This is a genomic window from Clavibacter nebraskensis NCPPB 2581 (genome assembly GCF_000355695.1).
Lineage (GTDB): Bacteria > Actinomycetota > Actinomycetes > Actinomycetales > Microbacteriaceae > Clavibacter > Clavibacter nebraskensis.
Genome location: NC_020891.1, coordinates 1,432,758 through 1,457,253 on the forward strand (window position 1 = coordinate 1,432,758; position 24,496 = coordinate 1,457,253).

At 74.9% G+C, this 24,496-nt stretch carries 24 protein-coding genes; 15 read left to right on the forward strand and 9 right to left on the reverse strand.

From position 1 onward, the window contains the following. Positions 1 to 5: 5 nt before the first annotated feature. From gatA to CMN_RS06775, 3 genes are read left to right on the forward strand one after another with little or no spacing between them, the layout of a single operon-like run. The gene (gatA, locus tag CMN_RS06765) at positions 6 to 1,553 is read left to right on the forward strand and encodes an Asp-tRNA(Asn)/Glu-tRNA(Gln) amidotransferase subunit GatA (protein ID WP_015490094.1); all 1,548 of its coding nucleotides are present in this window, start codon (positions 6 to 8) and stop codon (positions 1,551 to 1,553) included. Further along, positions 1,553 to 3,055, forward strand: a complete 1,503-nt coding sequence (gene gatB / locus CMN_RS06770) for an Asp-tRNA(Asn)/Glu-tRNA(Gln) amidotransferase subunit GatB (RefSeq protein ID WP_015490095.1) — start codon at positions 1,553 to 1,555, stop codon at positions 3,053 to 3,055. The genes gatA and gatB overlap by 1 nt, the downstream gene beginning before the upstream one ends. Then, entirely contained in the window at positions 3,052 to 4,689 is a 1,638-nt protein-coding gene (locus CMN_RS06775; RefSeq protein ID WP_015490096.1) for an ABC-F family ATP-binding cassette domain-containing protein, read from the forward strand. The genes gatB and CMN_RS06775 overlap by 4 nt, the downstream gene beginning before the upstream one ends. An 18-nt stretch (positions 4,690 to 4,707) precedes the next feature. On the opposite strand, the gene CMN_RS06780 is transcribed toward CMN_RS06775, so the two are convergent. Next, positions 4,708 to 6,357, reverse strand: a complete 1,650-nt coding sequence (locus CMN_RS06780; RefSeq protein ID WP_015490097.1) for a hypothetical protein — start codon at positions 6,355 to 6,357, stop codon at positions 4,708 to 4,710. A 135-nt stretch (positions 6,358 to 6,492) separates the two neighbouring features. On the opposite strand from CMN_RS06780, the gene CMN_RS06785 reads away from it, so the two are divergent. Both CMN_RS06785 and CMN_RS06790 read left to right on the forward strand, forming a co-directional pair. After that, positions 6,493 to 7,197, forward strand: a complete 705-nt coding sequence (locus tag CMN_RS06785) for a DedA family protein (protein WP_015490098.1) — start codon at positions 6,493 to 6,495, stop codon at positions 7,195 to 7,197. 131 nt (positions 7,198 to 7,328) lie between these two features. Then, complete coding sequence (locus CMN_RS06790; RefSeq protein WP_015490099.1) at positions 7,329 to 7,970, forward strand: hypothetical protein; 642 nt, start codon at positions 7,329 to 7,331, stop codon at positions 7,968 to 7,970. Between the two features lie 33 nt (positions 7,971 to 8,003). On the opposite strand, the gene CMN_RS06795 is transcribed toward CMN_RS06790, so the two are convergent. The 6 genes from CMN_RS06795 to CMN_RS06820 form a co-directional block, all read right to left on the reverse strand. Beyond that, entirely contained in the window at positions 8,004 to 9,692 is a 1,689-nt protein-coding gene (locus CMN_RS06795; RefSeq protein ID WP_015490100.1) for a long-chain-fatty-acid--CoA ligase, read from the reverse strand. A 78-nt stretch (positions 9,693 to 9,770) separates the two neighbouring features. Beyond that, positions 9,771 to 10,217, reverse strand: a complete 447-nt coding sequence (locus CMN_RS06800; protein ID WP_015490101.1) for an SRPBCC family protein — start codon at positions 10,215 to 10,217, stop codon at positions 9,771 to 9,773. Between the two features lie 70 nt (positions 10,218 to 10,287). Further along, a complete protein-coding gene (locus CMN_RS06805; RefSeq protein ID WP_015490102.1) occupies positions 10,288 to 11,736 on the reverse strand; it encodes a phytoene desaturase family protein in 1,449 nt (482 codons plus the stop codon). Positions 11,737 to 11,745: 9 nt separating this feature from the next. Next, the gene (locus CMN_RS06810; RefSeq protein WP_015490103.1) at positions 11,746 to 12,744 is read right to left on the reverse strand and encodes an SDR family oxidoreductase; all 999 of its coding nucleotides are present in this window, start codon (positions 12,742 to 12,744) and stop codon (positions 11,746 to 11,748) included. Positions 12,745 to 12,841: 97 nt separating this feature from the next. After that, a complete protein-coding gene (locus CMN_RS06815) occupies positions 12,842 to 14,530 on the reverse strand; it encodes a long-chain-fatty-acid--CoA ligase (RefSeq protein WP_015490104.1) in 1,689 nt (562 codons plus the stop codon). A 64-nt stretch (positions 14,531 to 14,594) separates the two neighbouring features. Next, complete coding sequence (locus CMN_RS06820) at positions 14,595 to 15,524, reverse strand: oxidoreductase (RefSeq protein ID WP_015490105.1); 930 nt, start codon at positions 15,522 to 15,524, stop codon at positions 14,595 to 14,597. A 120-nt stretch (positions 15,525 to 15,644) separates the two neighbouring features. On the opposite strand from CMN_RS06820, the gene CMN_RS06825 reads away from it, so the two are divergent. Next, entirely contained in the window at positions 15,645 to 15,998 is a 354-nt protein-coding gene (locus tag CMN_RS06825) for a hypothetical protein (protein WP_015490106.1), read from the forward strand. Next, positions 15,995 to 17,200 (forward strand): M20/M25/M40 family metallo-hydrolase, encoded by a 1,206-nt coding sequence (locus CMN_RS06830; protein ID WP_227077773.1) that lies wholly within the window; start codon positions 15,995 to 15,997, stop codon positions 17,198 to 17,200. The genes CMN_RS06825 and CMN_RS06830 overlap by 4 nt, the downstream gene beginning before the upstream one ends. Positions 17,201 to 17,299: 99 nt before the next feature. Here the strand turns inward: CMN_RS06830 and CMN_RS06835 are convergent, their stop codons facing one another. Together CMN_RS06835 and CMN_RS06840 are read right to left on the reverse strand one after the other, a co-directional pair. After that, positions 17,300 to 17,596, reverse strand: a complete 297-nt coding sequence (locus CMN_RS06835; RefSeq protein WP_041465257.1) for an alpha/beta hydrolase — start codon at positions 17,594 to 17,596, stop codon at positions 17,300 to 17,302. Between the two features lie 357 nt (positions 17,597 to 17,953). Beyond that, entirely contained in the window at positions 17,954 to 18,460 is a 507-nt protein-coding gene (locus CMN_RS06840; RefSeq protein WP_015490108.1) for a metallophosphoesterase family protein, read from the reverse strand. 65 nt (positions 18,461 to 18,525) lie between these two features. Here CMN_RS06840 and CMN_RS06845 point away from each other — a divergent pair, with 65 nt between their 5' ends. The 8 genes from CMN_RS06845 to CMN_RS06880 all read left to right on the forward strand — a co-directional run bounded on the left by CMN_RS06845 (position 18,526) and on the right by CMN_RS06880 (position 24,490). Then, positions 18,526 to 19,059 carry a GNAT family N-acetyltransferase gene (locus CMN_RS06845; RefSeq protein ID WP_015490109.1) on the forward strand — a complete coding sequence of 178 codons (534 nt, stop codon included), beginning with the start codon at positions 18,526 to 18,528 and terminating at the stop codon, positions 19,057 to 19,059. 57 nt (positions 19,060 to 19,116) lie between these two features. Further along, positions 19,117 to 19,731 (forward strand): sulfite oxidase-like oxidoreductase, encoded by a 615-nt coding sequence (locus tag CMN_RS06850; RefSeq protein ID WP_012038109.1) that lies wholly within the window; start codon positions 19,117 to 19,119, stop codon positions 19,729 to 19,731. Then, positions 19,698 to 20,486 carry an FAD-binding oxidoreductase gene (locus CMN_RS06855; protein ID WP_015490110.1) on the forward strand — a complete coding sequence of 263 codons (789 nt, stop codon included), beginning with the start codon at positions 19,698 to 19,700 and terminating at the stop codon, positions 20,484 to 20,486. Before CMN_RS06850 ends, CMN_RS06855 begins: the two co-directional genes overlap by 34 nt. Positions 20,487 to 20,551: 65 nt before the next feature. Then, complete coding sequence (locus tag CMN_RS06860; protein ID WP_015490111.1) at positions 20,552 to 21,085, forward strand: DUF1697 domain-containing protein; 534 nt, start codon at positions 20,552 to 20,554, stop codon at positions 21,083 to 21,085. A 120-nt stretch (positions 21,086 to 21,205) separates the two neighbouring features. Continuing rightward, positions 21,206 to 22,204 carry an oxygenase MpaB family protein gene (locus CMN_RS06865; RefSeq protein ID WP_015490112.1) on the forward strand — a complete coding sequence of 333 codons (999 nt, stop codon included), beginning with the start codon at positions 21,206 to 21,208 and terminating at the stop codon, positions 22,202 to 22,204. Positions 22,205 to 22,280: 76 nt separating this feature from the next. Then, positions 22,281 to 23,573, forward strand: a complete 1,293-nt coding sequence (locus CMN_RS06870; RefSeq protein ID WP_015490113.1) for a DNA polymerase IV — start codon at positions 22,281 to 22,283, stop codon at positions 23,571 to 23,573. 10 nt (positions 23,574 to 23,583) lie between these two features. After that, positions 23,584 to 24,060, forward strand: coding sequence for a hypothetical protein (locus tag CMN_RS06875; protein ID WP_015490114.1), 477 nt, complete (start codon positions 23,584 to 23,586; stop codon positions 24,058 to 24,060). Positions 24,061 to 24,253: 193 nt separating this feature from the next. Beyond that, the gene (locus CMN_RS06880; RefSeq protein WP_045929185.1) at positions 24,254 to 24,490 is read left to right on the forward strand and encodes a hypothetical protein; all 237 of its coding nucleotides are present in this window, start codon (positions 24,254 to 24,256) and stop codon (positions 24,488 to 24,490) included. Positions 24,491 to 24,496 lie beyond the last annotated feature (6 nt).

A 24,496-nucleotide genomic window follows, 5' to 3' on the forward strand; every position in this document is an offset into this window, starting at 1 on the left:
GCACCATGACCGACGACCTCACGCGCCTCAGCGCCGCCGACCTCGCCGACCGCCTCGCCTCCCGCGACGTCTCGAGCGTCGACGCCGTGCGCGCGCACCTCGACCGCATCGACCACGTCGACGGCGACGTCCACGCGTTCCTCCACGTCTCCGGGGAACGCGCGCTCGGGCGCGCCGCGGCGATCGACGCGCAGCGCGCCGACGGCGCCCCGCTCGGGCCGCTCGCCGGCGTGCCCATCGCCATCAAGGACGTCCTCTGCACCATCGACATGCCGTCCACCGCGGGCTCGCGCATGCTCGAGGGCTGGACCCCGCCGTACGACGCCACGGTCGTCCGGCGCCTCCGCGCCGCGGGCCTCGTGCCGCTCGGCAAGACCAACATGGACGAGTTCGCGATGGGATCCTCCACCGAGCACTCGGCCTTCGGCGCCACGCACAACCCGTGGGACCTCGACCGCATCCCCGGCGGCTCGGGCGGCGGATCCGCGGCCGCGGTCGCCGCCTTCGAGGCGCCCGTCGCGCTCGGCTCCGACACGGGCGGCTCCATCCGCCAGCCCGCCGCCGTCACCGGATCCGTCGGCGTCAAGCCCACCTACGGCGGCGTGAGCCGCTACGGCGCCATCGCGCTCGCCTCCAGCCTCGACCAGGTCGGCCCCGTGTCCCGCACGGTGCTCGACTCGGCGCTCGTGCACGACGTCATCGGCGGGCACGACCCCCGCGACTCCACCTCGCTCACCGACGCGTGGCCCTCGTTCGCTGAGGCCGCACGCGCCGGGCAGCGCGAGGGATCCGTGAAGGGCCTCCGCATCGGCGTCGTGAAGCAGCTCGACGGCGAGGGCTTCCAGGCCGGAGTCACACAGCGCTTCCGCGAGGCGCTCGACCTCCTCGAGCAGGCGGGCGCCGAGATCGTCGAGGTGAGCGCCCCGAACTTCGAGCACGCCATCGCCGCGTACTACCTGATCCTCCCCGCGGAGGCGTCGAGCAACCTCGCCAAGTTCGACTCGGTGCGCTTCGGCCTCCGCGTCAACCCGCCCGGCGGCGGCACCGTCGAGGACGTCATGGCGGCGACCCGCGAGGCCGGCTTCGGCCCCGAGGTCAAGCGCCGCATCATCCTCGGCACGTACGCGCTGAGCGCCGGCTACTACGACGCGTACTACGGCAGCGCGCAGAGGGTGCGCACGCTCATCCAGCGCGACTTCGACGCCGCGTTCCAGCAGGTCGACGTGCTGGTCACGCCGAGCGCGCCCACGACGGCGTTCAAGCTCGGCGAGAAGCTCGACGACCCGCTGGCGATGTACCTCAACGACCTCACCACGATCCCCGCGAACCTCGCGGGCGTCCCCGGCATCGGCCTCCCCATCGGGCTTGCGCCCGAGGACGGCCTGCCCGTCGGGATCCAGTTCATTGCGCCCGCCCGCGAGGACGCGCGCCTGTACACGGTCGGCGCCGCGCTCGAGGGGATCCTCGAGCGGCAGTGGGGCGGGCCCCTGCTCGCCCAGGCGCCCGAGCTCGCGCGCGCCGCGACGCGCACCACGGACGGAGACACGCACTGATGGCCAAGGCAGAGCTGATGGACTACGACGAGGCCATCGAGATGTTCGAGCCCGTGCTCGGGTTCGAGGTGCACGTGGAGCTGAACACGCGCACGAAGATGTTCTCCGACGCCCCGAACTTCTTCGGCGGCGAGCCCAACACCAACATCACGCCCGTGGACCTGGGCCTCCCGGGCTCGCTGCCGGTGGTGAACGAGCAGGCCGTCAGGTACTCGATCAGCCTGGGTCTCGCGCTCGGCTGCGAGATCGCGCCGAGCTCCCGCTTCGCCCGGAAGAACTACTTCTACCCGGACCTCGCGAAGAACTACCAGATCAGCCAGTTCGACGAGCCCATCGCGTTCCGCGGCTCCGTCGAGGTCGAGATGCCCGACGGGCGCATCGTCACGGTGCCCATCGAGCGCGCGCACATGGAGGAGGACGCCGGGAAGCTCACGCACGTGGGCGGCGCGACGGGCCGGATCCAGGGCGCCGACCACTCGCTGGTCGACTACAACCGCGCCGGCGTGCCGCTCGTGGAGATCGTCACCGACATCATCTACGGCGCGGAGGCCGAGGCCCCCGAGCTCGCGAAGGCGTACGTGTCGACCATCCGCGACATCGTCGTGGCGCTCGGCATCTCGGACGCGAAGATGGAGCGCGGCAACCTGCGCTGCGACGCGAACATCTCGCTGAGCCCGCGCGGATCCGGGAAGCTCGGCACCCGCACGGAGACGAAGAACGTCAACTCGCTCCGCAGCGTCGAGCGCGCCATCCGCTACGAGATCCAGCGCCAGGCGGCGATCCTCGCGTCCGGCGGCACGATCACGCAGGAGACCAGGCACTGGCACGAGGACACCGGCCGCACCTCGGCCGGTCGCCCGAAGAGCGACGCCGACGACTACCGCTACTTCCCGGAGCCCGACCTGCTGCCCGTGCAGCCGAGCGCCGAGCTGATCGAGGAGCTGCGGGCGGCCCTGCCCGAGGCGCCCGCGATCCGCCGCCGCCGGCTCAAGGCCGAGTGGGGCTTCACCGACCTCGAGTTCCAGGACGTCGTGAACTCCGGGCTCCTCACCGAGCTCGTCGACACGGTCGAGGCCGGGGCCGCCCCGCAGGCGGCGCGCAAGTGGTGGACGGGCGAGATCGCCCGCATCGCCAACGCGCGCGGCGTGGACGCGGCGACGCTCATCAGCCCCGCGCAGGTCGCGTCCGTCATCGAGCTGGTCGAGGCCGGCACGCTCACGAACCGCCTCGCGCGCGACGTGATCGAGGGCGTCATCGACGGCGAGGGCACGGCACAGGAGGTCGTGGACGCCCGCGGCCTCGCGGTCGTGTCCGACGACGGCCCGCTCATCGAGGCGATCGACGCGGCGCTGCAGGCGCAGCCTGACGTGCTCGCGAAGATCCGCGACGGCAAGGTGCAGGCCGCCGGCGCCGTCATCGGCGCCGTGATGAAGGCCATGCGCGGCCAGGCGGACGCGGCCCGCGTCCGCGAGCTCGTGCTGGAGCGCGCGCAGGCCTCGTGACCGCGACCCTCGTCGCCCGCGGCCTCGCCGGAGGCCACGGGCACCGCACGCTGTTCTCCGGGCTCGACCTCACGGTCGCGCCCGGGGACGTCGTGGGCCTCGTCGGCGCGAACGGCGCCGGGAAGAGCACGCTGCTCCGGCTCCTCGCCGGCGTCGACGCGCCGCAGGACGGTCGCGTGCTGCTCTCGCCCGCCGACGCGTTCATCGGCTGGCTACCGCAGGAGCACGAGAGGATCCCCGGCGAGACCGTGGCGGGCTACGTCGCCCGTCGCACGGGGTGCGCCGAGGCCTCGGCCGAGCTGGATCGCACGGCCGTCGCGCTGGGCGAGGGCCTGCCGGGCGCCGACGACGCGTACGGCACCGCGCTCGACCGCTGGATGGCGAGCGGCGCGGCCGACCTCGACGAGCGCCTCCCCGTGACGCTCGCGGAGCTCGGGCTCGACCTGGATCCGGAGCTCCCCACCGCCGGCCTCTCCGGCGGGCAGGCGGCCCGCGTCGCCCTCGCGGCGCTCCTCCTCAGCCGCTTCGACGTCGTCCTCCTCGACGAGCCCACCAACGACCTCGACCTCGACGGCCTCGCGCGCCTGGAGTCCTTCGTGCGCGGACTGCGCGGGGGCGTCGTCCTCGTCTCCCACGACCGCGAGTTCCTCGCCCGCTGCGTCACGACCGTCGTCGAGCTCGACCTCGCGCAGGACAGCGTCCGCGTCTACGACGGCGGCTACGACGCCTTCCTCGAGGAGCGCCAGGTCGCCCGGCGACACGCGCGCGAGGCGTACGAGCAGTACGCCGACACGAAGGCGGACCTCGTGTCCCGCGCCCGCACGCAGCGCGAGTGGTCGTCGCAGGGCGTCCGGAACGCCATGCGGAAGGCCCCCGACAGCGACAAGATCCGCCGCAAGGCCGCGGCCGAGTCCAGCGAGAAGCAGGGCCAGAAGGTCCGCCAGATGGAGAGCCGCATCGCGCGCCTCGAGGAGGTCGAGGAGCCGCGCAAGGAGTGGGAGCTCGCCTTCACCATCGGGCAGGCGCCCCGGTCGAGCGCCGTGGTCGCGACGCTGCGCGCGGCGACCGTCACGCGCGGCGGCTTCACCCTGGGTCCCGTGTCGCTCCAGGTCGACGGCGGCGACCGCATCGGGATCACCGGCCCGAACGGCGCTGGCAAGTCGACGCTGCTCGGGCTGATCCTCGGCCGCATCGCCCCGGACGCCGGCGACGCGTCGCCCGGCCGCAGCGTGCAGGTGGGCGAGATCGACCAGGCCCGCCAGTCGCTGCGCGGGGAGCTGCCCCTCGCCGAGTCGTTCGCGGAGCAGGTGCCGGATCTCTCGCCCGCCGAGGTCCGCACGCTGCTCGCGAAGTTCGGCCTGCGCGCCGACCACGTCACGCGTCCCGTCGACGGCCTCTCTCCCGGCGAGCGCACGCGCGCGGGCCTCGCGCTCCTGCAGGCCCGTGGGGTCAACCTGCTGGTGCTCGACGAGCCGACCAACCACCTCGACCTGCCCGCCATCGAGCAGCTCGAGCAGGCCCTCGACTCCTACGACGGCACGCTGCTGCTCGTCACGCACGACCGCCGCATGCTCGACGCCGTGCGCCTCGACCGGCACTGGCACGTGGAGCGGGGCGACGTCACCGAGTCCTGACGCCCGCGGGCGCCCCGGCTACTGGTAGGTGACGAGGTCCGGCACGGGGGAGACCTCGCGCATCGTCTGCTCGGGGCTCAGCATCGGGTGGTCCTCGTCGATGAAGTTCTTCCAGCCCCAGGCCATCCCGGCGGGCGCGTCGGCGTGCAGGGCGCGCCAGGTCGCCTGCTTGTCGGGCTGCCCGCCCTGCCCGTCCGCGTGGACGAGCATCGTGAGCTCCGGGTGGTCCATGTCGAGCGACGCACGGTCCTGGATCATGCTCAGCCGGAACTGGTGCAGCACGAGCATCTTCTGCGGGATGCCCCTCTCGCGCACGACGCCGGCGAGCCAGTCGGTCGTCGCGTCGACCTCGGCCGCAGAGACGCTGCCGATCTGCTTCAGCGGCACCTGGTCGGGCCCCAGCCGCCACTCGGGATCGAGCGCGAGTCCGACGCCCGGCTGCGCGAGCACCGACTCGTAGCGCTTCGCCTGCGTGAGGAAGTCGGTGCGGCCGGGCTGGAGGTCGATGACGACGTAGACGCCCGCCTCCCGGGCGGCGTCGATCCAGGGCTGCAGCGTCTCGGCGGGGACCTCGGAGGAGTAGTCGCCGTCGGGGCCCGCGGATCCGGCGGCGACCGTGGCGATCAGCTCGAACATGGGGATCACGGGCTCGTCGGAGTACGGCTGGTACTCGGCGGCCTGCGCCTTCGCGCGCGCGACGGCGTCCGCCGGCCCCTGCTCGCCGAGCACGCCGAGCGCGCCGGTGCCGGCCGCGCCGTACAGCGCGACGTAGCGCTTGCCCGGGAGGACGAGCTGGCCGCCGCCCGGGAGCTGATCGCCCGTGGACGCGGTGCGGATGCGGCCCTCGAGCGCGGCGTCGTCCGCGTAGGCGGCGCCGACGGCGATGGTGCTCGTCGCGCCCGCGTCGTGCAGCGCGGCGACCGCGTCGGCGGAGGCCCGCGGGTCCGGGGACGCCTCCGGCACGACCGTCACGCCGACCCCGGCGGCCCGCGCCGTCGCGACCGCGGCGAGCGAGGACGCGGCGTCGGTGGCCAGCGCGTGCGCCCCGGTGAGGGCGGCCGCGGGCGCGGTGGCGGGGAGGGCGTCGTCCGCGGATCCGGCGGTCGGTGTCGTCGGGGAGGCGTCGCCGTCCGGCGCGGGGAGCGCGGAGACGCGCGACACGGCGGCGGACGGATCCTGGTCGGGCGCGTCCGCGACGTCGGCCCCGGTCACCCGGGCCACATCGGCGGCATTATCGGCGCGCACCACGGTGGTCGACGGCGGCAGCGCCGAGGTGGCGTCGTCCCCGAGGTCGCCGACGGCGAGCACCCCGGAGGATCCCAGGCGCTGGATCTCGGACTCCGCGCCCGACCCCTGGACGAGGAGCGGGGCGCCGAGCGCGACCGCGGCCTCGGCCCCGAGCTCCTGGGCGGCGAGGTCGCCCGCGGGCGCCAGCACGGCGACGGGGGCCTGGCGGAAGAGGCTGGCGCTCATGGCGACGGACGCGTCCGAGTCGTCGGCCTGGCCCACGACGGTGAGCGGCGCATCGGGCGCGGCGGTCACCGGACGGAGCACCTCGGGCGCCCGGTCCTCGGCGGTGCAGGCGCCGAGGACCGCGACGAGGCCGACGGCGGCGAGGAGGGAGACGGAGGTGCGGAGGGACCGGGGGAGGCGGAGGGGAGACAGCACCCGACCACGGTACGCGACACCCGGCGGGGGCGAGCGGACGCACCGCCGCCTGGTGGAGGACGGCGACGTCCGCCGGGAGTCACCTGCATGGGCGCCCCGGGTGTCGCCCGGTACCGTGGTCGGGTGACCGCCCTGATGCCGCCGACCCTCCTGCCGACGACGACCGCCAGGATCCGTCCCGCGGCGACGGGCGAGGACCCGCTCCAGGGCCTCGACGGTCTCGTGGGCGCCGTGGCACGCGTGATCGAGGCGCTGGGCGAGGTGGGCGTCGGCGCGATGACGTTCATCGAGACGGTCTTCCCGCCCATCCCGAGCGAGGTCGTGCTCCCGCTGGCCGGATTCGTCGCGGCCACGGGGCGCATGAACCTCGTGCTCGTCATCGTCGCCAGCACGCTCGGCGCCTACCTCGGCGCCCTGCTCCTCTACTGGCTGGGCCGGAAGGCGGGGGAGGAGCGGACGATCCGCGTGCTGTCGAAGCTGCCGCTCGTCGAGCGCCACGACTTCGAGGTGGCCGCCGCGTGGTTCCACCGCCACGGCCGCTCGGCGGTGTTCTTCGGCCGCCTCGTGCCGGGCGTCCGCAGCCTGATCTCCCTGCCCGCGGGCGCGGCCGGCATGCACCTCGGCACGTTCAGCTTCTCCACGATCGCCGGCAGCGGACTCTGGAACGGCGCCCTGATCGGGTTGGGCGCGGCGCTCGGCAGCCAGTACGAGCTGATCGACCGCTACGCGCAGTACCTCGACTACGCCGTGTACGGCGTGCTCGGGCTCCTGCTCCTCCTGCTCGTCGTCCGCGCCGTGCGCCGCCGGGTCCAGCAGCGGGGATCCGCACGCGACCGCTGACGCGCGCGCCCTGCCGGCGGAGGCGATGAGCACCCGGCTCCCACGGGGCTCCCGGGCCCGCCGCGTACGGTTGCCGGAGGCCGACGAGGTCGGCGACCCGCGCCGATCCGGCCCCGGCGAGAGGCACCACCATGGGTTTCCTGGACAGGCTCCTGGGCCGCGACGAGCAGCCCGCCGGACGACGTGACCGTGCATCGGGCAGCGCTCCGGTCGAGCGCAGCGCCGACGAGATCGCCGTCGAGCGCTACCGCTACCTGCTCCGCACGGCGCCGCCGGAGAGGATCGAGGAGGTGCACCTCGAGGCGTTCCGGCAGCTCACCCCGGAGCAGCGCGAGATCCTCTTCCGCCAGCTGAGCTCGGACGCCGCCGAGGGCGACGCGCCCGTGGACGACCGCCCCGAGTCGCTCGCCCGCTCCGCCACGCGCTCCGAGATGCGCGCGCCCGGCACCCTGGAGCGCACCCTCGGCCCGCGCGGCGGCCTCGCGGGCGGGGGCGGCGCGGGGATGGGCATGGGCGGCATGATCGCCGGATCCATGCTCGGCACCATCGCCGGCGTCGTGGTCGGCTCGGCCATCGCGCAGGCGCTCATCCCCGACGCGGTCGGGCAGGACCAGGCGAGCGGGGACGGCGCCGACGGCGGCGCCGACGCGGGCGGCGACGGCGGAGCGGACGCGTCCGCGACGGACGCCGGCGGTGCCGACCCGGGAGTCGGCGACTTCGGCGGCGGCGCCGACATGGGTGGCGGGGACTTCGGCGGCGGGGACTTCTTCTAGGACCCTGCCGCCTCCGGGCGGACGCCCGGGCGCCTACTCCGCCGCGACGATCCCCTCGCGCACCTTCCGGCGCAGCACCTTGCCGAGCAACGACGTCGGCAGCTCGTCGAGCACCACGATCCGCCGCGGCACCTTGTAGGCCGCGAGCTCGCCGCGCAGCGTCGTCCGCGCGGCCTGCTCGTCGAGCGTCGCGCCGTCCTCGAGCACCACAGCCGCCACGACCTCCTCGTCGCCGCCGTCCCGCGGGATCCCGACCACGGCGGCGTCCCGCACGCCCGGGAGCTCGCGCACCGCGTCCTCGACCTCGCTCGGCGAGACGTTGAACCCGCCCGTGATGATGAGCTCCTTGATCCGGTCGGCGATGCGCACGAAACCGTCCGCGTCGATCGTGACCACGTCGCCCGTGCGGAGCCAGCCGCCCTCGAGCAGCACGGCGGCGGTCTCCTCCGGCCGGCCGTGGTAGCCGCGGAAGACCTGGGGTCCGCGCACGAGCAGCTCGCCGGGCTCGCCCGCGGGCCGGTCGACGGTCGGGTCCTCGGGATCGACGACCCGCACCTCGGTGTTCGGCAGCGGCAGGCCCACCGTCCCGGCGCGACGCGTGTCGCCGACGGGGTTCGCCATCAGCACGGGCGAGCACTCCGACAGGCCGTAGCCCTCGACGAGCCAGCCGCCGGTCTGCTCCTCCCACGGCACCACGACCGACTCGGGGAGCGCCATCGCGCCGGAGATGGAGATCGAGATGCCGTCGAGCGACACGCCCTCCGCCTCGGCGGCCTCGCGCAGCCGCGTGTAGATCGGCGGCACGGCGGGCAGGAACGTCGGCGGGTGGCGGCGGATCGCCTGCAGCACGAGGTCGGGCTCGAAGCGCGGGAAGAGCACGAGGCGCGAGCCCATGCTCATCGCGAAGGTGAGGCAGAGGGTCAGCCCGTAGGCGTGGAACATCGGCAGCACGGCGTAGACGACGCTCGTGCCGCGCGAGACGGTGGGCACCCACGCGCGCGACTGGGCGGCGTTCGCGCTGAGGTTCAGGTGCGTGAGCTCGGCGCCCTTGGGCGCGCCCGTCGTGCCGCTCGTGTACTGGATCACCGCGAGGTCGGTCGCCGCCGGACGTGGGTGGTCTACCGGCAGGGGAGCGGCGGCGGAGATCCGCTCCCAGGTGGTCGTGCCCGTGACCTTCGCGGCGATCGTGGCGCGCGCCGCGCGGGCCTTCGGGACGGGCAGGCGGAGGAGCAGCCGGGTGCGTCGCGGCATGGCGCGCGTCACGTCGACCGACACGATGCGCTCGGGCCGCACGCCGTCGGGGAGCGCCTGGACCGTGGCGACCGTCTTGTCCCACGCGATGACGGTGCGGGCGCCGTGGTCCTCGAACTGGTGCTGCAGCTCGCGCGGCGTGTACAGAGGGTTGTGCTCGACGACCACCGCGCCGAGGCGCAGCACCGCGTAGAACGCGACGACGTGCTGCGGGCAGTTCGGCAGCATGATCGCGACGGGGTCGCCCGCGCGCACGCCGGCGTCGTGCAGGCCCTGCGCGGCGCGCGCGATCCGCTCGCCGAGCTCCCGGTAGCTGGTCTCCGCCCCGAGGAAGTCGAGCGCGGTGCCGCCGGGGAACCGGAGCACGGCCTGGTCGACGATGTCGACGAGCGATCCCTGCGGCAGGTCGATCTCGTGCGGGACGTCGGGCGCGTAGCTGGCCAGCCAGGGCCGGTCGATGGGGGTGGTCACCCCTCCCACCCTAGGCCGCGGGCGCGTCGTCGCCGGTGACGCGGAGGCGACGGCGCGGGGACGCGGGCGTCGCGGGGATCACCCCCGTCCCGCGTGCCGCCCCTCGGCCAGGTACGCGAGCCGGCGCAGCGTCTCCACGTTGCGCGCGTGCAGGAGCAGGTCCATCACCGGCGCCGGCACGAGCCGCCCCGGTCCGCGCACGGCCACCTCGGTCATGCGCACCTCGCAGCCGTCGGGGAGCGTCCGCACCTCGAGGGTCACGCGGGCTTCGCCGAGCGGCCAGCCCTTGGGCTGCATGACCATGCGGCGGGGCGGATCCCACTCGAGCATCGTGGTCGCGTCGTCGAGGAGGACGGGCCACGAGCCGAACGAGTGGTGCAGCTGCGCGCCGACCGCGGGCCACGCGTCGTCGACGGCCCGCATCCGGGACGCACCGACGACCCAGGAGGGGAACAGCCAGCCGTCGGTCACCACCTCGGCGACGTCGGAGGGCGAGCAGGCCATGCGGCGGCGGGTGACGGACATGCGTCCAGTCTGCCCCCGGCCTCAGGCTCCGGTAACCACCGGCGGACGCGCGACGCGCCCCGGCCCGCCGCTAGGGCGACAGGTCCGGCCCGCGCTCGATCCCGAACTCGTGCCGCAGCGCGCTGCGGGCTGCCTGGTACCCGGCCATGCCGTGCACGCCGGGTCCCGGCGTCGCCGAGCTCGACGCGAGGTAGACGCCCGCGGCGGGCGTGCGCCACGGATCCGGCGAGAGCACGGGACGCGCGAGCAGCTGCCAGACGCTCGCGGCACCCGCGGCGATGTCGCCGCCGATGTAGTTCGGGTCGTGCTCCTCCATCCCCACGGCGTCGATGCTGGAGGAGGCGAGGATCAGGTCGCGGAAGCCCGGGGCGAAGCGCTCGATCTGGCGGGTGATCGCCTCGGTCTGGTCGACCGTGGATCCCGCGGGCACGTGCGTGTACGCCCAGAGCACGTGCTTCCCCGCAGGCGCGCGGCCGGGGTCGTCGATGGAGGGCTGCGCGACGAGCACGTACGGGTCGTCGCTGTGGCGGCCCGCGGCCACGTCGCGCTCGGCCCGCTGGATCTCGGCCCGCGTGCCGCCGACGTGCAGCGTGCCCGCCTTACGCAGCTCGGGATCCGTCCACGGCACGGGCCCGGAGAGCGCGAAGTCGACCTTCGAGGCGGCGTTGCCGTAGCGGAAGCGGCGCAGGGCGCGGAGGTAGCGCGCGGGCAGTCGGTCGCTCGCGATGCGGGAGAGGGCCCGGGCGCTGGTGTCGAGCAGCACCGCTCGGGCGGCGGGCAGCTCGCGGAGCCTCCGGACCTCGGATCCCGTGATCACCTCGCCGCCGTGCGCCCGCAGGTCGTCCACCATCGCGTCGACGATGGACTGGCTGCCGCCGATCGGCACCGGCCAGCCGCGCGCGTGGGCGTAGGCGCCGAGGGACAGCGCGGCCGCGGCCGTGGAGATGCTCGGCATGGTCTGGATCGCGTGGGCGGCCACGCCGGTGAACATGGCGGGCGCGACGTCGCCGCGGAACCGCGCGTTCCACAGCGGCGAGGCCTGCTCGAGCGCGCGGAGCCCCAGGGCGATCGCGGTCGGCGGGTGCCGCGGCACCTGCAGCAGCGGTCCGTTGGTGAACTGGGCGACGCGATCGGCCTGCGCGGCGAGCGGTCCCAGCAGCTGGCGCCACGCCCGGCCGTCCACGCCGAGCGCGTCGGCCGTGCGGTCGATGTCGCGGTATGCGATGCCGGAGACGCCGCCGTCGAGCGGGTGCCCGTAGGAGATCTCGGGGACGACGAGGTCGATCCGCCGGTCGAGCTGGAACGCCCGGAAGAACCCGGACGCGAGCGCCATCGGGTGCACGGCGGAGCAGATGTCGTGGTGGAAGCCGGGGAGCGTGAGCTCGGCCGTGCGGCTGCCGCCGCCGATCGTGTCGGCCCGCTCGTGCACCTCCACGCGGAGCCCCGCCCGGGCCATCGTCACGGCCGCGGCCAGCCCGTTCGGCCCCGAGCCGACCACGATCGCGTCGATGTCACCCATGCGTCGAGGCTATCGGCGACGCAGTGCTGCGGTGCCGGCGACGACGCCCGAGAGGAGCGCGCCCGCGCCGATGGCGACGGCCTTCGCGCGGTTGCGGACGATCCACACCTGCGGGCTCATCATCCGGGCGCGGTCGCTGAAGATGCCGCGCGCGCCGTGGTCGCCCGCGGTCGGCGTGTAGAGGTTGGTCGTGAGCATCGGCTGCGTCTTGTCCGCGGCCTGCTGGCCGGTGTAGCCGGTCTTCGCGAGGTAGCCGTCGAGCCAGTTCGCGACGAAGCGGTTGCCGAGCACCGTCATGACGGTGGGCTCGCCGACCCAGTTGCGGCGCTTCGGCTTCTCGGCGACCGCGGCGATGGCCTGCGCGCCCACCTCGGGCTCGAAGATCGGCGGCACGGGCTGCGGGTGGTGCGGCAGCTGCGACTTGACCCAGTTGAACTGGATCGTGTTGAGCGCTGGCATGTCGACCGTGGAGATCGTGACCTTGCTCTCGTTGTGGATCAGCTCGGTCGTCACCGACTCGGTGAACCCCTGCACCGCGTGCTTGGCGGCGCAGTACGCGGCCTGCAGCGGGATCCCGCGGTGGGCGAGCGCCGAGCCGACCTGGATCACGTGGCCCCGGTCGCGCGGCACCATGCGGCTGAGGGCTGCGCGCGTGCCGTTCACGAAGCCGAAGTAGTTGACCGCGGTGGCGCGCTCGAAGTCGGCCGGATCCGTGGTGAGGAACTCGCCGAAGACGCCGACCATGGCGTCGTTGACCCAGAGGTCGATGGGGCCGAGCTCGTCCTCGACGCGGTCGGCGGCGGCCTCCACGGCCAGGCGGTCGGCGACGTCGGTGGAGATGCCGAGGCCGCGGCGCCCGCGCGCCTCGATGTCGGCGACGGCGCCCGCGAGGCCGTCCTCGCCGCGCGCGAGGACGGCGACGTCCCAGCCGCGGTCGGCCAGCTCCCGTACGGTCGCGCGGCCCAGTCCGGCCGATCCTCCGGTGACGACGGCGATGCCTCGAGTCATGGCGCTCCTTCGATGGTTGGTGCACGAAACGTGCTCGTCCACCGTAGGACCGTCGCGGCCGCCGACCCGGCGCCCAGCCCGTCCTGCCAGGCGGCGGTCAGCCTTCGCGCTGCAGGTCCTCGCGCACCTGGCGGCGGAGGACCTTGCCGATGAGCGACGTCGGCAGCGCATCGACCTGCACGACGCGGCGGGGGACCTTGTACGCGGTGAGGTGCGCGCGGCAGTACGCGCGGATCGCGGACTCGTCGAGCGTCGCGCCCGGATCCAGCACGACGGCCGCCGTGACGTCCTCGCCGCCGTCGGCTGAGGGCAGCCCGACGACGGCGACGCCCTGCACGCCCGGGGCGCCGCGCACGACGTCCTCGACCTCGCTGGGGGAGACGTTGAAGCCGCCCGTGATGATGAGCTCCTTCATCCGGTCGACGATGGTCGTGAATCCGTCGGCGTCGACGCGCACGATGTCGCCCGTGCGGAACCAGCCGCCGTCGAGGAGCGCCGCGCGCGTCTCGTCGGGGCGGCGCCAGTAGCCCTGGAACACCTGCGGACCGCGGATGAGGAGCTCGCCCTCCTCGCCGGGCGCGCGGTCGACGGTCGGGTCCTCGGGATCCACGACCCGCACCTCGGTGCTCGGGAACGGGACGCCCACGGTGCCGGGCCGTCGCGACGGGCCGATCGGGTTGCCGAGCGCGACGGGCGAGGTCTCGGTGAGCCCGTAGCCCTCGACGAGGTAGCCGCCCGTGAGGCCCTCCCACAGCTCGACGGTCGAGACCGGCAGATTCATGGCGCCGGAGATCGCGAAGCGGACGCCCGTGAGATCCACCTTCCTCTCCTTCGCGCCGCGCGCGAGCCGCTCGTAGATGGGCGGCACGGCGGGGAGGAACGTCGGCGGGTGCTTCCGGGCAGCGGCGAGCACGAGGTCCACGTCGAACTTCGGGAAGAGCACGAGGCGCGCGCCGATCGCCATGGCGAACGTGAGGCAGAGCGTGAGGCCGTAGGCGTGGAACATCGGCAGCACGCCGTAGACCGTCTCGCCGCCGTCGGCGAGGCCGGGCACCCAGGCGCGGCCCTGCATGGCGTTCGCGTGCAGGTTGCGGTGGGTGAGGACCGCGCCCTTGGGGCTCGCGGTCGTGCCGCTCGTGTACTGGAGGATGGCCGTGTCGTCGAGCTCGGGCCGGGGGCGGGAGGCGGCGATGCGGCGGTGGTCGACCAGCTCCTCCCACGTGACGGTGCCCGTCACGGGCGTCGTGATCGCGGCCCGGGCGCGGCGGGCGGCGGGGACCGGCAGGCGGAGCTTGAGGCGGGTGGCGAGCGGCATGGCGGCAGGCAGGTCGACCGAGACGATCGTGTCGACGGGCACGTCGCGCGGCATGTCCTGGATGGTGCCGACGACGGTGTTCCAGGCGATGGCGACGCGGGCGCCGTGGTCCTCGAACTGGTGCCGCAGCTCGCGCGGCGTGTACAGCGGGTTGTGCTCGACGACGATCGCGCCGAGCCGCAGCACTGCGTAGAAGGCGATGACGTGCTGTGGGCAGTTCGGCAGCACGAGGGCGACGCGGTCGCCCTTCCGGACGCCGAGGCGGCGCAGGCCCTCGGCGGCCCGGCTGATCTGGTCGCCCAGCTCGCGGTAGGTCGTCTCGCGGCCGAAGAACTCGAGCGCGACGGCCTTGGCGTGCCGCTGGATGGAGCGCTCGACCATGTCGACCAGGGATCCGATCACGGGCGGGATGTCGGCCGACACCCCGTCCGCGTAGCTGCGTACCCAGGGGCGGTCGGCGTCGATGCTCATGTCCCCACCATAGGGAATGCGCCCGGGGGATCCCCGGGCGCATCGGCCGTGCATCGGTGGCGGGCTAGGCGGGGTAGACGACCCCGGTCAGCTGCTCGGACGCATCCCACAGGCGGCGGGCGAGCTCTGGGTCCTTCGACCACGGGCTCGACGCGGCGAGGTGCGGCATGCCGGTCATGCCGCCCGGGCCCGCGGGGCCGTAGTAGTCGCCCGGGTGCACGCCGAGGCCGGTCGCGGCCTGGATCTGCGGCAGCGCGCCCACGCGCACGTCCTGGCCCATCGCGGCCGGCCCGAACTTCGCCGCGAGGTCGCTCATGACGCCCGGGGGCCCGGATCCCGGACCGTTCTTCGCGAGGTTGGTGGATGTGATCCCGGGGTGCGCGGCGACGGCCGTGAGGCCCCAGCCCCGCTCTTCGGAGAGCGCCTGCAGGCGGCGCATGAACAGGAGGTTCGCGAGCTTGGCCTGACCGTAGGCCGCCCAGGGGCTGTAGCGGCGCTCGGACTGGAGGTCGCCGAACGCGATGCGGCCCATCCAGTGCGCGAGGCTCGAGACGACGACCACGCGGGGCGCGTCGGCCGCCTGGAGCGCGGGCAGGAGCAGGCCGGTGAGAGCGAAGTGGCCGAGATGGTTGGTGCCGAGCTGGATCTCGAACCCGTCGGCCGTCTCGCGACGGTCCGGCGGGGCCATGACGCCGGCGTTGTCGACCAGGATGTCGATGGGCCCGCGCTCGAGCTCGCGGTCGGCGAAGGCGCGCACGGAGGCGAGGTCCGCGAGGTCGAGGGATCCGACCTCCACGTGGACGCCGGGGTGGCGGTCGCGGATGGTGCCCGCCGCGTCCTCGCCGCGCTCGGGGTCGCGCGAGGTGAGGACGACGGAGGCGCCGGCCGCGGCGAGCCGGCGCGCGGTCTCGAGGCCGAGGCCGCTGTTGCCGCCGGTGACGACGGCGCGCTTCCCGTCGAGCGGGCTGATGATGATGTCGGTGGGACGGGGCACGCGGACTCCTCTTGCGGGTGGGATCCCCACGCTAGCGAGGTCGGCCGGGCGTCGCCCGTGCGGGTCGGCCGGGCCGCGCGCCGGACGGCCTCCTCGGGCCGCCGATGGGAGGATCGGGGCATGTGGATGAGACGCGGCCGGGACGGATCCGAGGGCGAGCGGGGGAGCGACGCGTCGCACGCGATCGGGGTCGGGGCCGTGGTCGTGATCCTCGACGGCGCCGCCGCCACGGGCGATCCCGCGCTCTTCGGCGAGCCCGTCGGCCTCGTGGTCGCCTCCGCGTCCGACGGCCTGCGCAGCGTCAGCCCGGTGCCCACGGCCCGCGGCCGCGCCTGGGTCGTCGAGCTCGGCTCGGACGACGACGGCACGGCCGGTCGCCGGGTCGTCGTGCCGCAGAGCGCGCTGCGCCTCGTGGACGACGCCGACGAGACGGTCCCCGCGGCGCCCGCCGACGACCTGCCGCCGCGCGCGTGAGCGACGCCGTGACGGGATCCGGCCCGGGCGCCGCCGGCCTCGTGGATCCCGTCGACCTCGCCGCCGAGCTGATCCGCATCGACTCGACCAACCCCGACCTCGTGCCGGGCGCCGCGGGGGAACGGGCGGTCGCCGCGCACGTCGCTGCCTGGCTCCGCGCCCGCGGCTTTGACGTGCGGGTGCTCGAGGGGTCCCCGGGCCGCCCGACGGTCCTCGCCACCGCCCGCGGCACGGGCGGCGGCCGCACGATCCTCCTCGACGGGCACCTCGACACCGTGCCGCCCGGCGACCCTGAGCGCGGTGGGCTGCTGCCGCGGATCGAGGGCGACCGCCTCCTCGGCCGCGGCGCGTTCGACATGAAGGCGGGCCTGGCCGCGATGATGGTGGCCGCCGACCGCGCACGTCGGATCGGCACGCGCGGCGACGTCGTGCTCGCGCTCGTCGCCGACGAGGAGTTCGGCAGCATCGGCACCGAGGAGGCGCTCCGGGAGCTCGCCGCCGCCGGTGCGCGGATCGATGGCGCCGTGATCTCCGAGCCCAGCCAGTCCGAGGCGATCGTCGCGCACCGCGGCTTCGGCTGGTACGAGATCCGCCTGCGCGGGCGCGCGGCCCACGGGTCGATGCCCGAGCAGGGCGTCGACGCGATCGCGCACGCCGGGCTCGTGCTCCGCGAGCTCGACGCGCTGGCCGAGCGCCTCGCCGCGGGACCCCGCCACCCGCTCCTCGGGACCGGCGCGGTGCGCGTCTCCCGGATCCACGGCGGCTCGGACGCGGCCACGGTCGCCGACTCCTGCGCGATCACCCTCGAGCGGCGCTTCCTGCCCGGCCAGTCCACCTCCGACGTCGAGGCCGAGCTGCGCGCCGCGCTCGACGCGGTCGTCGCCCGCTCGCCGGGGATGGACGCCGAGCTCGCCGTGCTGGTGGCCCGCGCGGCCTTCGAGGCCGACGTCGACGGGCCGCTCGCCCGCGCCGTGCTCGACAGCGGCGCGCGCGTCACGGGATCGCCCGTCGCGCATCGCGGCGAGCCGTTCTGGACCGACGCCGGGCTCGTGCAGGAGGCCGGGATCCCGTGCATCCTCCTGGGCGTCACCGGCGGCGGCGCGCACGCGGACGAGGAGTGGGCCGAGGTCGACTCGATCCGGCGTCTGGCGGACGTGCTCGAGGGCGCGATCCTCGACTTCTGCGGGACCGCCGGCTCCTAGCCGCCTGCTCCGCCGCGGCTCAGGGGCATGGGACGCCCAGGCCGTCGGGAGCTCACGACCCGGCTCCTGCTGATCCCACCACGCCGGGCCGCGTGCGCCCTAACCGAGCGCCTCGACGAAGTCCGCAGCGAGCGACGCGATGAACGCCCTGTGGTCGAGACGAGGCGTGGGCGCGACGGACGGCGGCAGAGTGCTCATGAAGTCGAGATGCCCGGCGCCCGCGTACATGCGCACGCGGACGTCAGCAGGGGCGGTGCGCAGGACCTCCGCCGTCGTCGGCGGTGTGACCGTGTCGGCGGCTCCCGTCAGCACCACCACGGGTACGCCGAGATCGTCGAGCGCGGCCGGCGCGCGGAACCAGCCGACCGTCGGCGCGAGGGCGACGACCTTCGTCACGCGAGGGAGGACGGGGACCGCGATCGGCTGACCCTCGCGGCTCCACGGCCTGGCGCCGGCGAGGCAGAGCGCCGCCCATCCGCCCCGTGGCGACGACGGGAAGGTCGTCCCGCTCGATCTCGCGTAGCGCCCCCGCGAGCCCCACGGCGCGCCGCTGCACGTCCTCGTCCGTCACCGTCCGGCCGTCGAAGCGCTCGTGCACGGGGGCAGCGACGATGAACCCGGCAGCCGCGGCGGCGTCGATCACCGCTCCGTATCGGGTCGGGTCGCCGCCGGCGCCGGGACCGAACAGCACGATCCCGCGGGCGCTTCCGGGTGGATTCACGATCATGGCTCGACCTTAGGGGGAGGTTCGGCCTAGTCGCGCGTCGCCGAGCGGTGCAGCTCCACGTCGAGCAGCCCCGTGTCGGCCGTCGCGGTCATCCAGGTGAAGTGGGGCTGACGTCGCCGATCGGTGGGCGAACCGGGGTTCAGGAGCCGCAGGCCGCCGGGTGTCACGGTGTCCCACGGGATGTGGCTGTGGCCGAAGACGAGCACGTCGGTGTCCGGGAAGCCGGCGTCCATCCGGCGCTCGCGGCCCGTGGACGCGCCGGTCTCGTGCGTGACGGCGAAGCGGATCCCCTCGATCACCGCCCGGGCCGTCTCGGGCAGCCGCCCCCGCAACCCCGCGGGGTCGTTGTTGCCCCAGCAGGCGAGGAGCCGGGCAGAGCGCGCCTCGAGCGCGTCGAGCGCGGGCTCGTCGACCCAGTCGCCGGCGTGGACCACGACGTCGGCGGCGTCCACCGCGCGCCACAGGGCCCGCGGCAGGTCCTTCGCGCGCTTCGGGAGGTGGGTGTCGCTGAGGAGCACGAGCGATGCGGTCACCCGGGCAACGGTACGCGGGCACGGGGCTTGCCGGTCCGGTCGCCCGGCTCCCGTACCCTCGATGCGTGACCCCCGCCACCCGCGACCTCGTGCCCGCCGACCTCGCCTGGATGGTGCCGCTCAACAACGCGGCCGTGCCCGCGGTCCCGCCCATGGACGCCGCCACGCTCGGCGAGGTGCTCGGCCGCGCCGACCTCGCGATCGCCGTCGTCGACGCGGACGCGCCCGACCAGACGCCCGTCGGCATGCTCCTCGCCATGCAGCCCGGCGGCGCCTACGACAGCCCGAACTACCGCTGGTTCGCCGAGCACGGCGTCGACGGCCTCTACGTCGACCGGATCGTGGTCGCCGCCGGGCAGCGCGGGCGCCGGCTCGGCCAGGTGCTCTACGCGCGCGTCTTCGCCGAAGCCCGCCGCACGGGCCGCGCCGCCGTCACATGCGAGGTCAACACGCTGCCGCCGAACCCCGGATCGCTCGCCTTCCACGGCCGGCTCGGGTTCGTCCGCCTCGCCGAGGTCGTCGACCCCGACGGGCTCCACGCGGTCGCGATGCTGTCCGCTCCCGTGGATCCCGCATCGTCGGATCCGTCCGCGGCCTGATCCGCGCGCCATGATGGACGGGACCCCGCCCACCACCCGCCCCTCGAGGAGGCGCCCATGACCGGCATCACCCGCGGCTTCGTCGGCCGCCCCCGGAAGGGCCCCGCCGACCGGCTCCCGCCCGGCCAGTACGACACCCAGGGCGGCTGGCCCGTCCTCACCGCCGAGGCCGTGCCGAACCTGCCCGAGTCGCGCTGGTCGATCGCCGTCGACGGCCTCGTTGAGCGCCCCACGACGTGGGACTGGGACGAGGCCCACGCGCTGCCCCGGTCCGAGTACGCGGGCGACATTCACTGCGTCACCACCTGGACCCGGCTCGACACGCGGTTCGCGGGCGTCAGCGTGGACACCCTGCTCGACGCCGCGGGCCCGCTCCCGGAGGCGCGCTTCGTCCTCGCCACCTCGCACTCCGGCTACACGACCAACCTGCCGCTGGAGGACCTCCGCGGCGGCCGTGCCTGGATCGCGTGGGAGGCCGACGGCCGCCCGCTCACGCCCGACCACGGCGGACCCGCGCGCCTCCTCGTGCCGCACCTCTACTTCTGGAAGAGCGCCAAGTGGATCGCCCGCCTCACGCTCCTCGACCGCGACCAGCAGGGCTTCTGGGAGCGCAACGGCTACCACGACCGCGGCGACCCGTGGCGCGAGCAGCGCTACCAGGGCGACCGCTGAGCGCGCAGGCGGCCGGGTCCGCCCGCGGGCCCGGTCCCGCGCGCGAGCCCGCGGTCCCCGCCTCCGTCGGCGGCGAGTGGCGGACGGCGAGGATCACGGCGCTCGAGCACCCGACGCCCACGACCGTCCTGCTGCGCTTCGACGTGCCCGACCGGATCCCGCACCTGCCCGGCCAGCACTGCGTCGTCCGGCTGCGCGCGGAGGACGGGTACACGGCCCAGCGCTCGTACTCGATCCTCTCCGCGCCGCACGAGGACGGCGTCGAGCTGCTGATGGAGCGCTACGAGGACGGCGAGGTGAGCGGGTTCTTCGCCGACGTCGCCCGGGTCGGCGACGAGATCGAGATGCGCCTGCCCATCGGCGGCTTCTTCGTGTGGGACGGCGCGACCCCCGCGGTCGCGCTCGGCGGCGGCACGGGCGCGGTGCCGCTCGTGTCGATGGTCCGCCACGCGCGCCACCTCGGCGTCCCGGACCTCGTCCGCGTGGCCGTCTCGGCGCGCACGGCGGCCGACGTTCCGTGCCGCGCGGAGCTCGAGGCCGCGGGCGCGCTCATCGTGACGACCCGGAAGCGGCACGGCGCGCGCGGGTTCGGGCGCCTCCGCACCGACGAGGTCGCGGGGCTCGCCGCGGGCGCCGGGGTCGCGCTCGTGTGCGGGTCCACCGCGTTCGCGGGCGGGGCGACGCGCCTGCTGCTCGACGCCGGGGTCGACCGCGACGCGATCCGCATCGAGCAGTTCGGCCCGTCGGGGGAGTGACGCCGACGCCGCCGTCGGGCCACACTGGGTCGGACGGCGACGGAGCCGCGGGGAGCGGGTGCCGGATGGAGCGATCGGTCGTGCTGCTGCGCGGGATCAACGTCGGGCGGGCCAAGCAGGTCCCCATGGCCGAGCTCGCGGCGGCGCTCGAGGGCCTCGGCTACGTGCGCGTCCGGACGCACCTGCGGAGCGGGAACGCCGTCGTCGACCACGAGCGCGCGAGCGGCCGCGGCGCCGCGGTGGCGATCGAGGACGCGGTGCGGCTCGCCACGGGCGTGACCGCGGACGTCCACCTCGTCCCGGCCGACGACTTCCGGCGCATCGCGGCGGGCATCCCGTTCGGCGCCGCCGCCGACGACCCCGCCCGCCTCCTCGTCTCGTTCCTCGACCGCCCCCTGGATCCGCCGCCCGCCCCTCCACCCGCCGTCGACATCGCGCCCGACCTCGTCGCGGTCGCGCGCGACGCGGTCTACTCCTGGCACCCCGACGGCGTCTCCGCGTCCCGCGTGCCCCCCGCGTTCTGGCGCGGGCTCGGCGCCTCCGTCACGGCCAGGAACGCCCGCACGGTGGCCCCCCTCGTCGCGCTCCTCGACTCCTGACGCCGCCGCCCGCGCCCCGCGCCCCCCCCGCACGGGGGTGACGTCCAGGAACCCGTCGCGCCCCCGTTCCGGATCGGGGGCGCTGCGGCCTCCTCACGGCGCGGGCGGGGGGATAGGTTCGTGGACGTGAGCAGATTCGCGGACCGCTGGAAGTCCCACATCCTGGAGACGTTCTCCGCGGACTCCGAGGGGCGACCCCAGTGGATCCAGGACCTCGAGCAGGGCGAGGACGCCGGCTGGTTCGGCCCCGGCTCCGCGGTCTGGGCCGTGCACGGCGGCATGCCGACGCTCGTGGCGGGGATCCGCGCCCTCCTCATGCAGACGCTCCACCCGGGCGCCATGGCCGGCGTCCACGACTGGTCGCGCTACCGCGAGGATCCGCTCGGCCGGCTCGCCGGCACCGTCCGCTGGGTCATCACCACGTCGTTCGGCGACCGGGACACCGCGGTCGACGTCAGCCGGCGCGTCCGCGGCTACCACCGCAAGGTGCAGGGCACGTTCGTCGACGGCCGCGGCGTCGAGCGCCCCTACAGCGCCAACGACCCGGACCTCCTCGCCTGGGTGCACGTGGTCTTCACCGACGCGTTCCTCAGCACGCACATGCAGTGGGGGCCGCCGATCCCGGGCGGGCCCGACCGGTACGTGGCCGAGTGGGCGAAGGCGGGCGAGCTCATGGGCGTCGAGGCGCCGCCGCGCTCGCACGCCGAGCTGCACGCGCAGATCGACGCGTTCCACGACCAGGGCCTCCTCCGCGCCGACGAGCGCACGCGCGAGACGATCTCGTTCCTCCGCGAGCCGCCGCTGCGGCCCTCCATGCTGCCGGCCTACCGCGTGCTCTTCGCGGGAGCCGTCGCGTCGCTCGAGCCGCGGTACCGGGAGCTCCTCGGGCTCGACAAGGCGTCGTTCGGACCCTTCCCGCTGCCCGCGCTCGCCTCGACGCGCGTGATGCTCGGCGTCGCGGGGCGCGTGATGGGCGACCAGTCCACGAGCCACGAGGCCGCGCTCAAGCGCATCGCACGGCTGGACGCCCGGTCGGACGGGTCGTCGACCGGACCCGCGCAGGAGCCGTGCCCGGGACGCGGCGACGACGCCGGGCACCGCGCCCAGCCCGCGGCCTGATCGCACGCCTCCCGCGGGTCAGGCGCCGCCCGCCAGGACAGCCGATGTCGGCGGCCCGGGCTACCGTGGACACGACATGAGCAGGCAGGACGGATCGACGAGGCGCACGTCCGACGCGAGCGCGGACGACTCCGCGGCGACCATCCTCCACATCGATATGGACGCGTTCTTCGCCGCCGTCGAGCTGCTCGAGCGCCCGGAGCTGCGCGGCACCCCCGTCATCGTCGGCGGGTCGTCGGGCCGCGGGGTCGTCACGAGCGCCACCTACGAGGCCCGGCGCTTCGGCGTCCGCTCGGCCATGCCCATGGCGCAGGCGCTGCGGCTCTGCCCGCAGGCCACGGTCATCGGCGGCCACATGGAGAAGTACGCGCACTGGTCCCGCGTGGTCATGGGCATCTTCCGCGACGTCACCCCGATCGTCGAGCCGCTCAGCATCGACGAGGCGTTCCTCGACGTGGCTGGCGCCCGCGGGCTCTTCGGCTCGCCCGCGGAGATCGGCGCGATGATCCGCCGCCGCGTGCACGCCGAGACCGGCCTCACCTGCTCGGTGGGCGCGGCCTCCACCAAGTTCGTCGCCAAGCTCGCGAGCACGCGCTGCAAGCCCGACGGCCTCCTCGTCGTCCCCGCCGCCGAGACGCTGCCGTTCCTGCACGGGCTTCCCGTGGGCGCGCTCTGGGGGGTGGGGAAGACCACCGAGGAGTCGCTCCTCCGGCGCGGCCTCCGCACGGTCGCCGACATCGCGGACACGCCGCTGCCCACGCTGCAGTCGATGCTCGGCGAGTCCGCGGGCGCCCGGCTGCACGACCTCTCCTGGGGCCGGGATCCCCGGCGCGTCAGCACGCATCGCGAGGAGAAGAGCATGGGGCACGAGAACACGTTCCACGACGACGTGACGGATCCCGAGATCGTGCGCCGCGAGCTCCTCGGCCAGGCCACGCGCGTCGCCGAGCGGCTACGGCGCGCCGGCCTCACCGCCCGCACCGTCTCGCTCAAGCTCCGCTACTCCGACTTCCGCACCATCACGCGCTCCCGCACCCTGTCGGATCCCACCGATGTCGCGCGCCGCATCTACGACGAGATCCGCGACGTCTACGAGCAGGTCGCCCGGCCCGGCGACCGGATCCGGCTCGTGGGCGTGCGCGCCGAGCAGCTCGACGACGCCGACAACCGCGCCGTCGCCCTGTGGGACGCGGACGAGGGCTGGCGCGAGGCCGAGCGCACGGTCGACCAGGCGGCGGAGCGGTTCGGCCGCGGCGCCATCGGGCCGGCGTCGCTCCTGCGGAAGCCCGGCGCGAAGCGGGCGACGGTGTCGGATCCGCGTACGGAGGCGGCGTCCCGCGGTACCCTCCCCGGACACCCGCCCGACTGACGAGGACCCCATGACCGATCCCGCCGCGCCCGCCCCCGACGACCACGTCCCGGCAGGGGAGGAGGCAGCGGCCCCGGTCGCGCCGCCCACCCCACCCGCGGCACCGACGCCTCCCGTCGCCCCCTACTCGCCCCCGTCGGCATCCGTCGCCGCTCCCTACGGCCTCGCGCCCGCACCCGTCCCGCCCTCCCCGGCGGCGGTCGCATGGGGCCAGCCGGTCTACGCGGTCGCCCCGCCGAAGGGCCTCAGCCTCACGTCGATGATTCTGGGCCTCGTCTCGGTCTTCTTCTTCTGGACTTTCCTGTGCCCGCTCATCGGGCTCGTGTTCGGCATCATCGGCATCCGCAAGGAGCCGGCCAGCCGCGGCTTCGCCATCACGGGCCTCATCCTCAACGGCCTCCTGCTGCTCATCCCCGTCGCGTTCGTGCTCTCGATCGTCGTCGCCGGCGGCACGCTCTTCGGCATCGCGGCCACCACCCCGCGCTGATCGGGAGCGCGGACTCCACGGAAGCGTGGATGACGCGCTCCGCTCGGCGCGACATGGGCTACCGTCCGGCGTCACGCACCCGTCATGCGACACGAGGAGAGCTGTGGACGTTCGCCGCCCGGATCCCGACCCGAATCCCGCCGAAGGACCCGTTCTGCGATGGCCGCGGCCGGCGCCCGTCTCCGCGACGGAGATGCTGACCCAGAAGAAGGACCTGGCGACGACCTCGATGATCCTCGGACTCGTCTCGCTGGTCGCCGGATGGACCGTCGTGTGCCCGCTCGCGGGCTTCGTCGTGGGGATCGTCTCCTGGACTCGGGAGCCCGGTGGGCACGACCGCGCGGTCGTCGGGCTCCTGTTGAACGGCGTCGTCATCGCCGCCGTGGTGGGCACGGTCGCCATCATCGCGTGGGTGTGGACCGCGGTGTGATCCGAC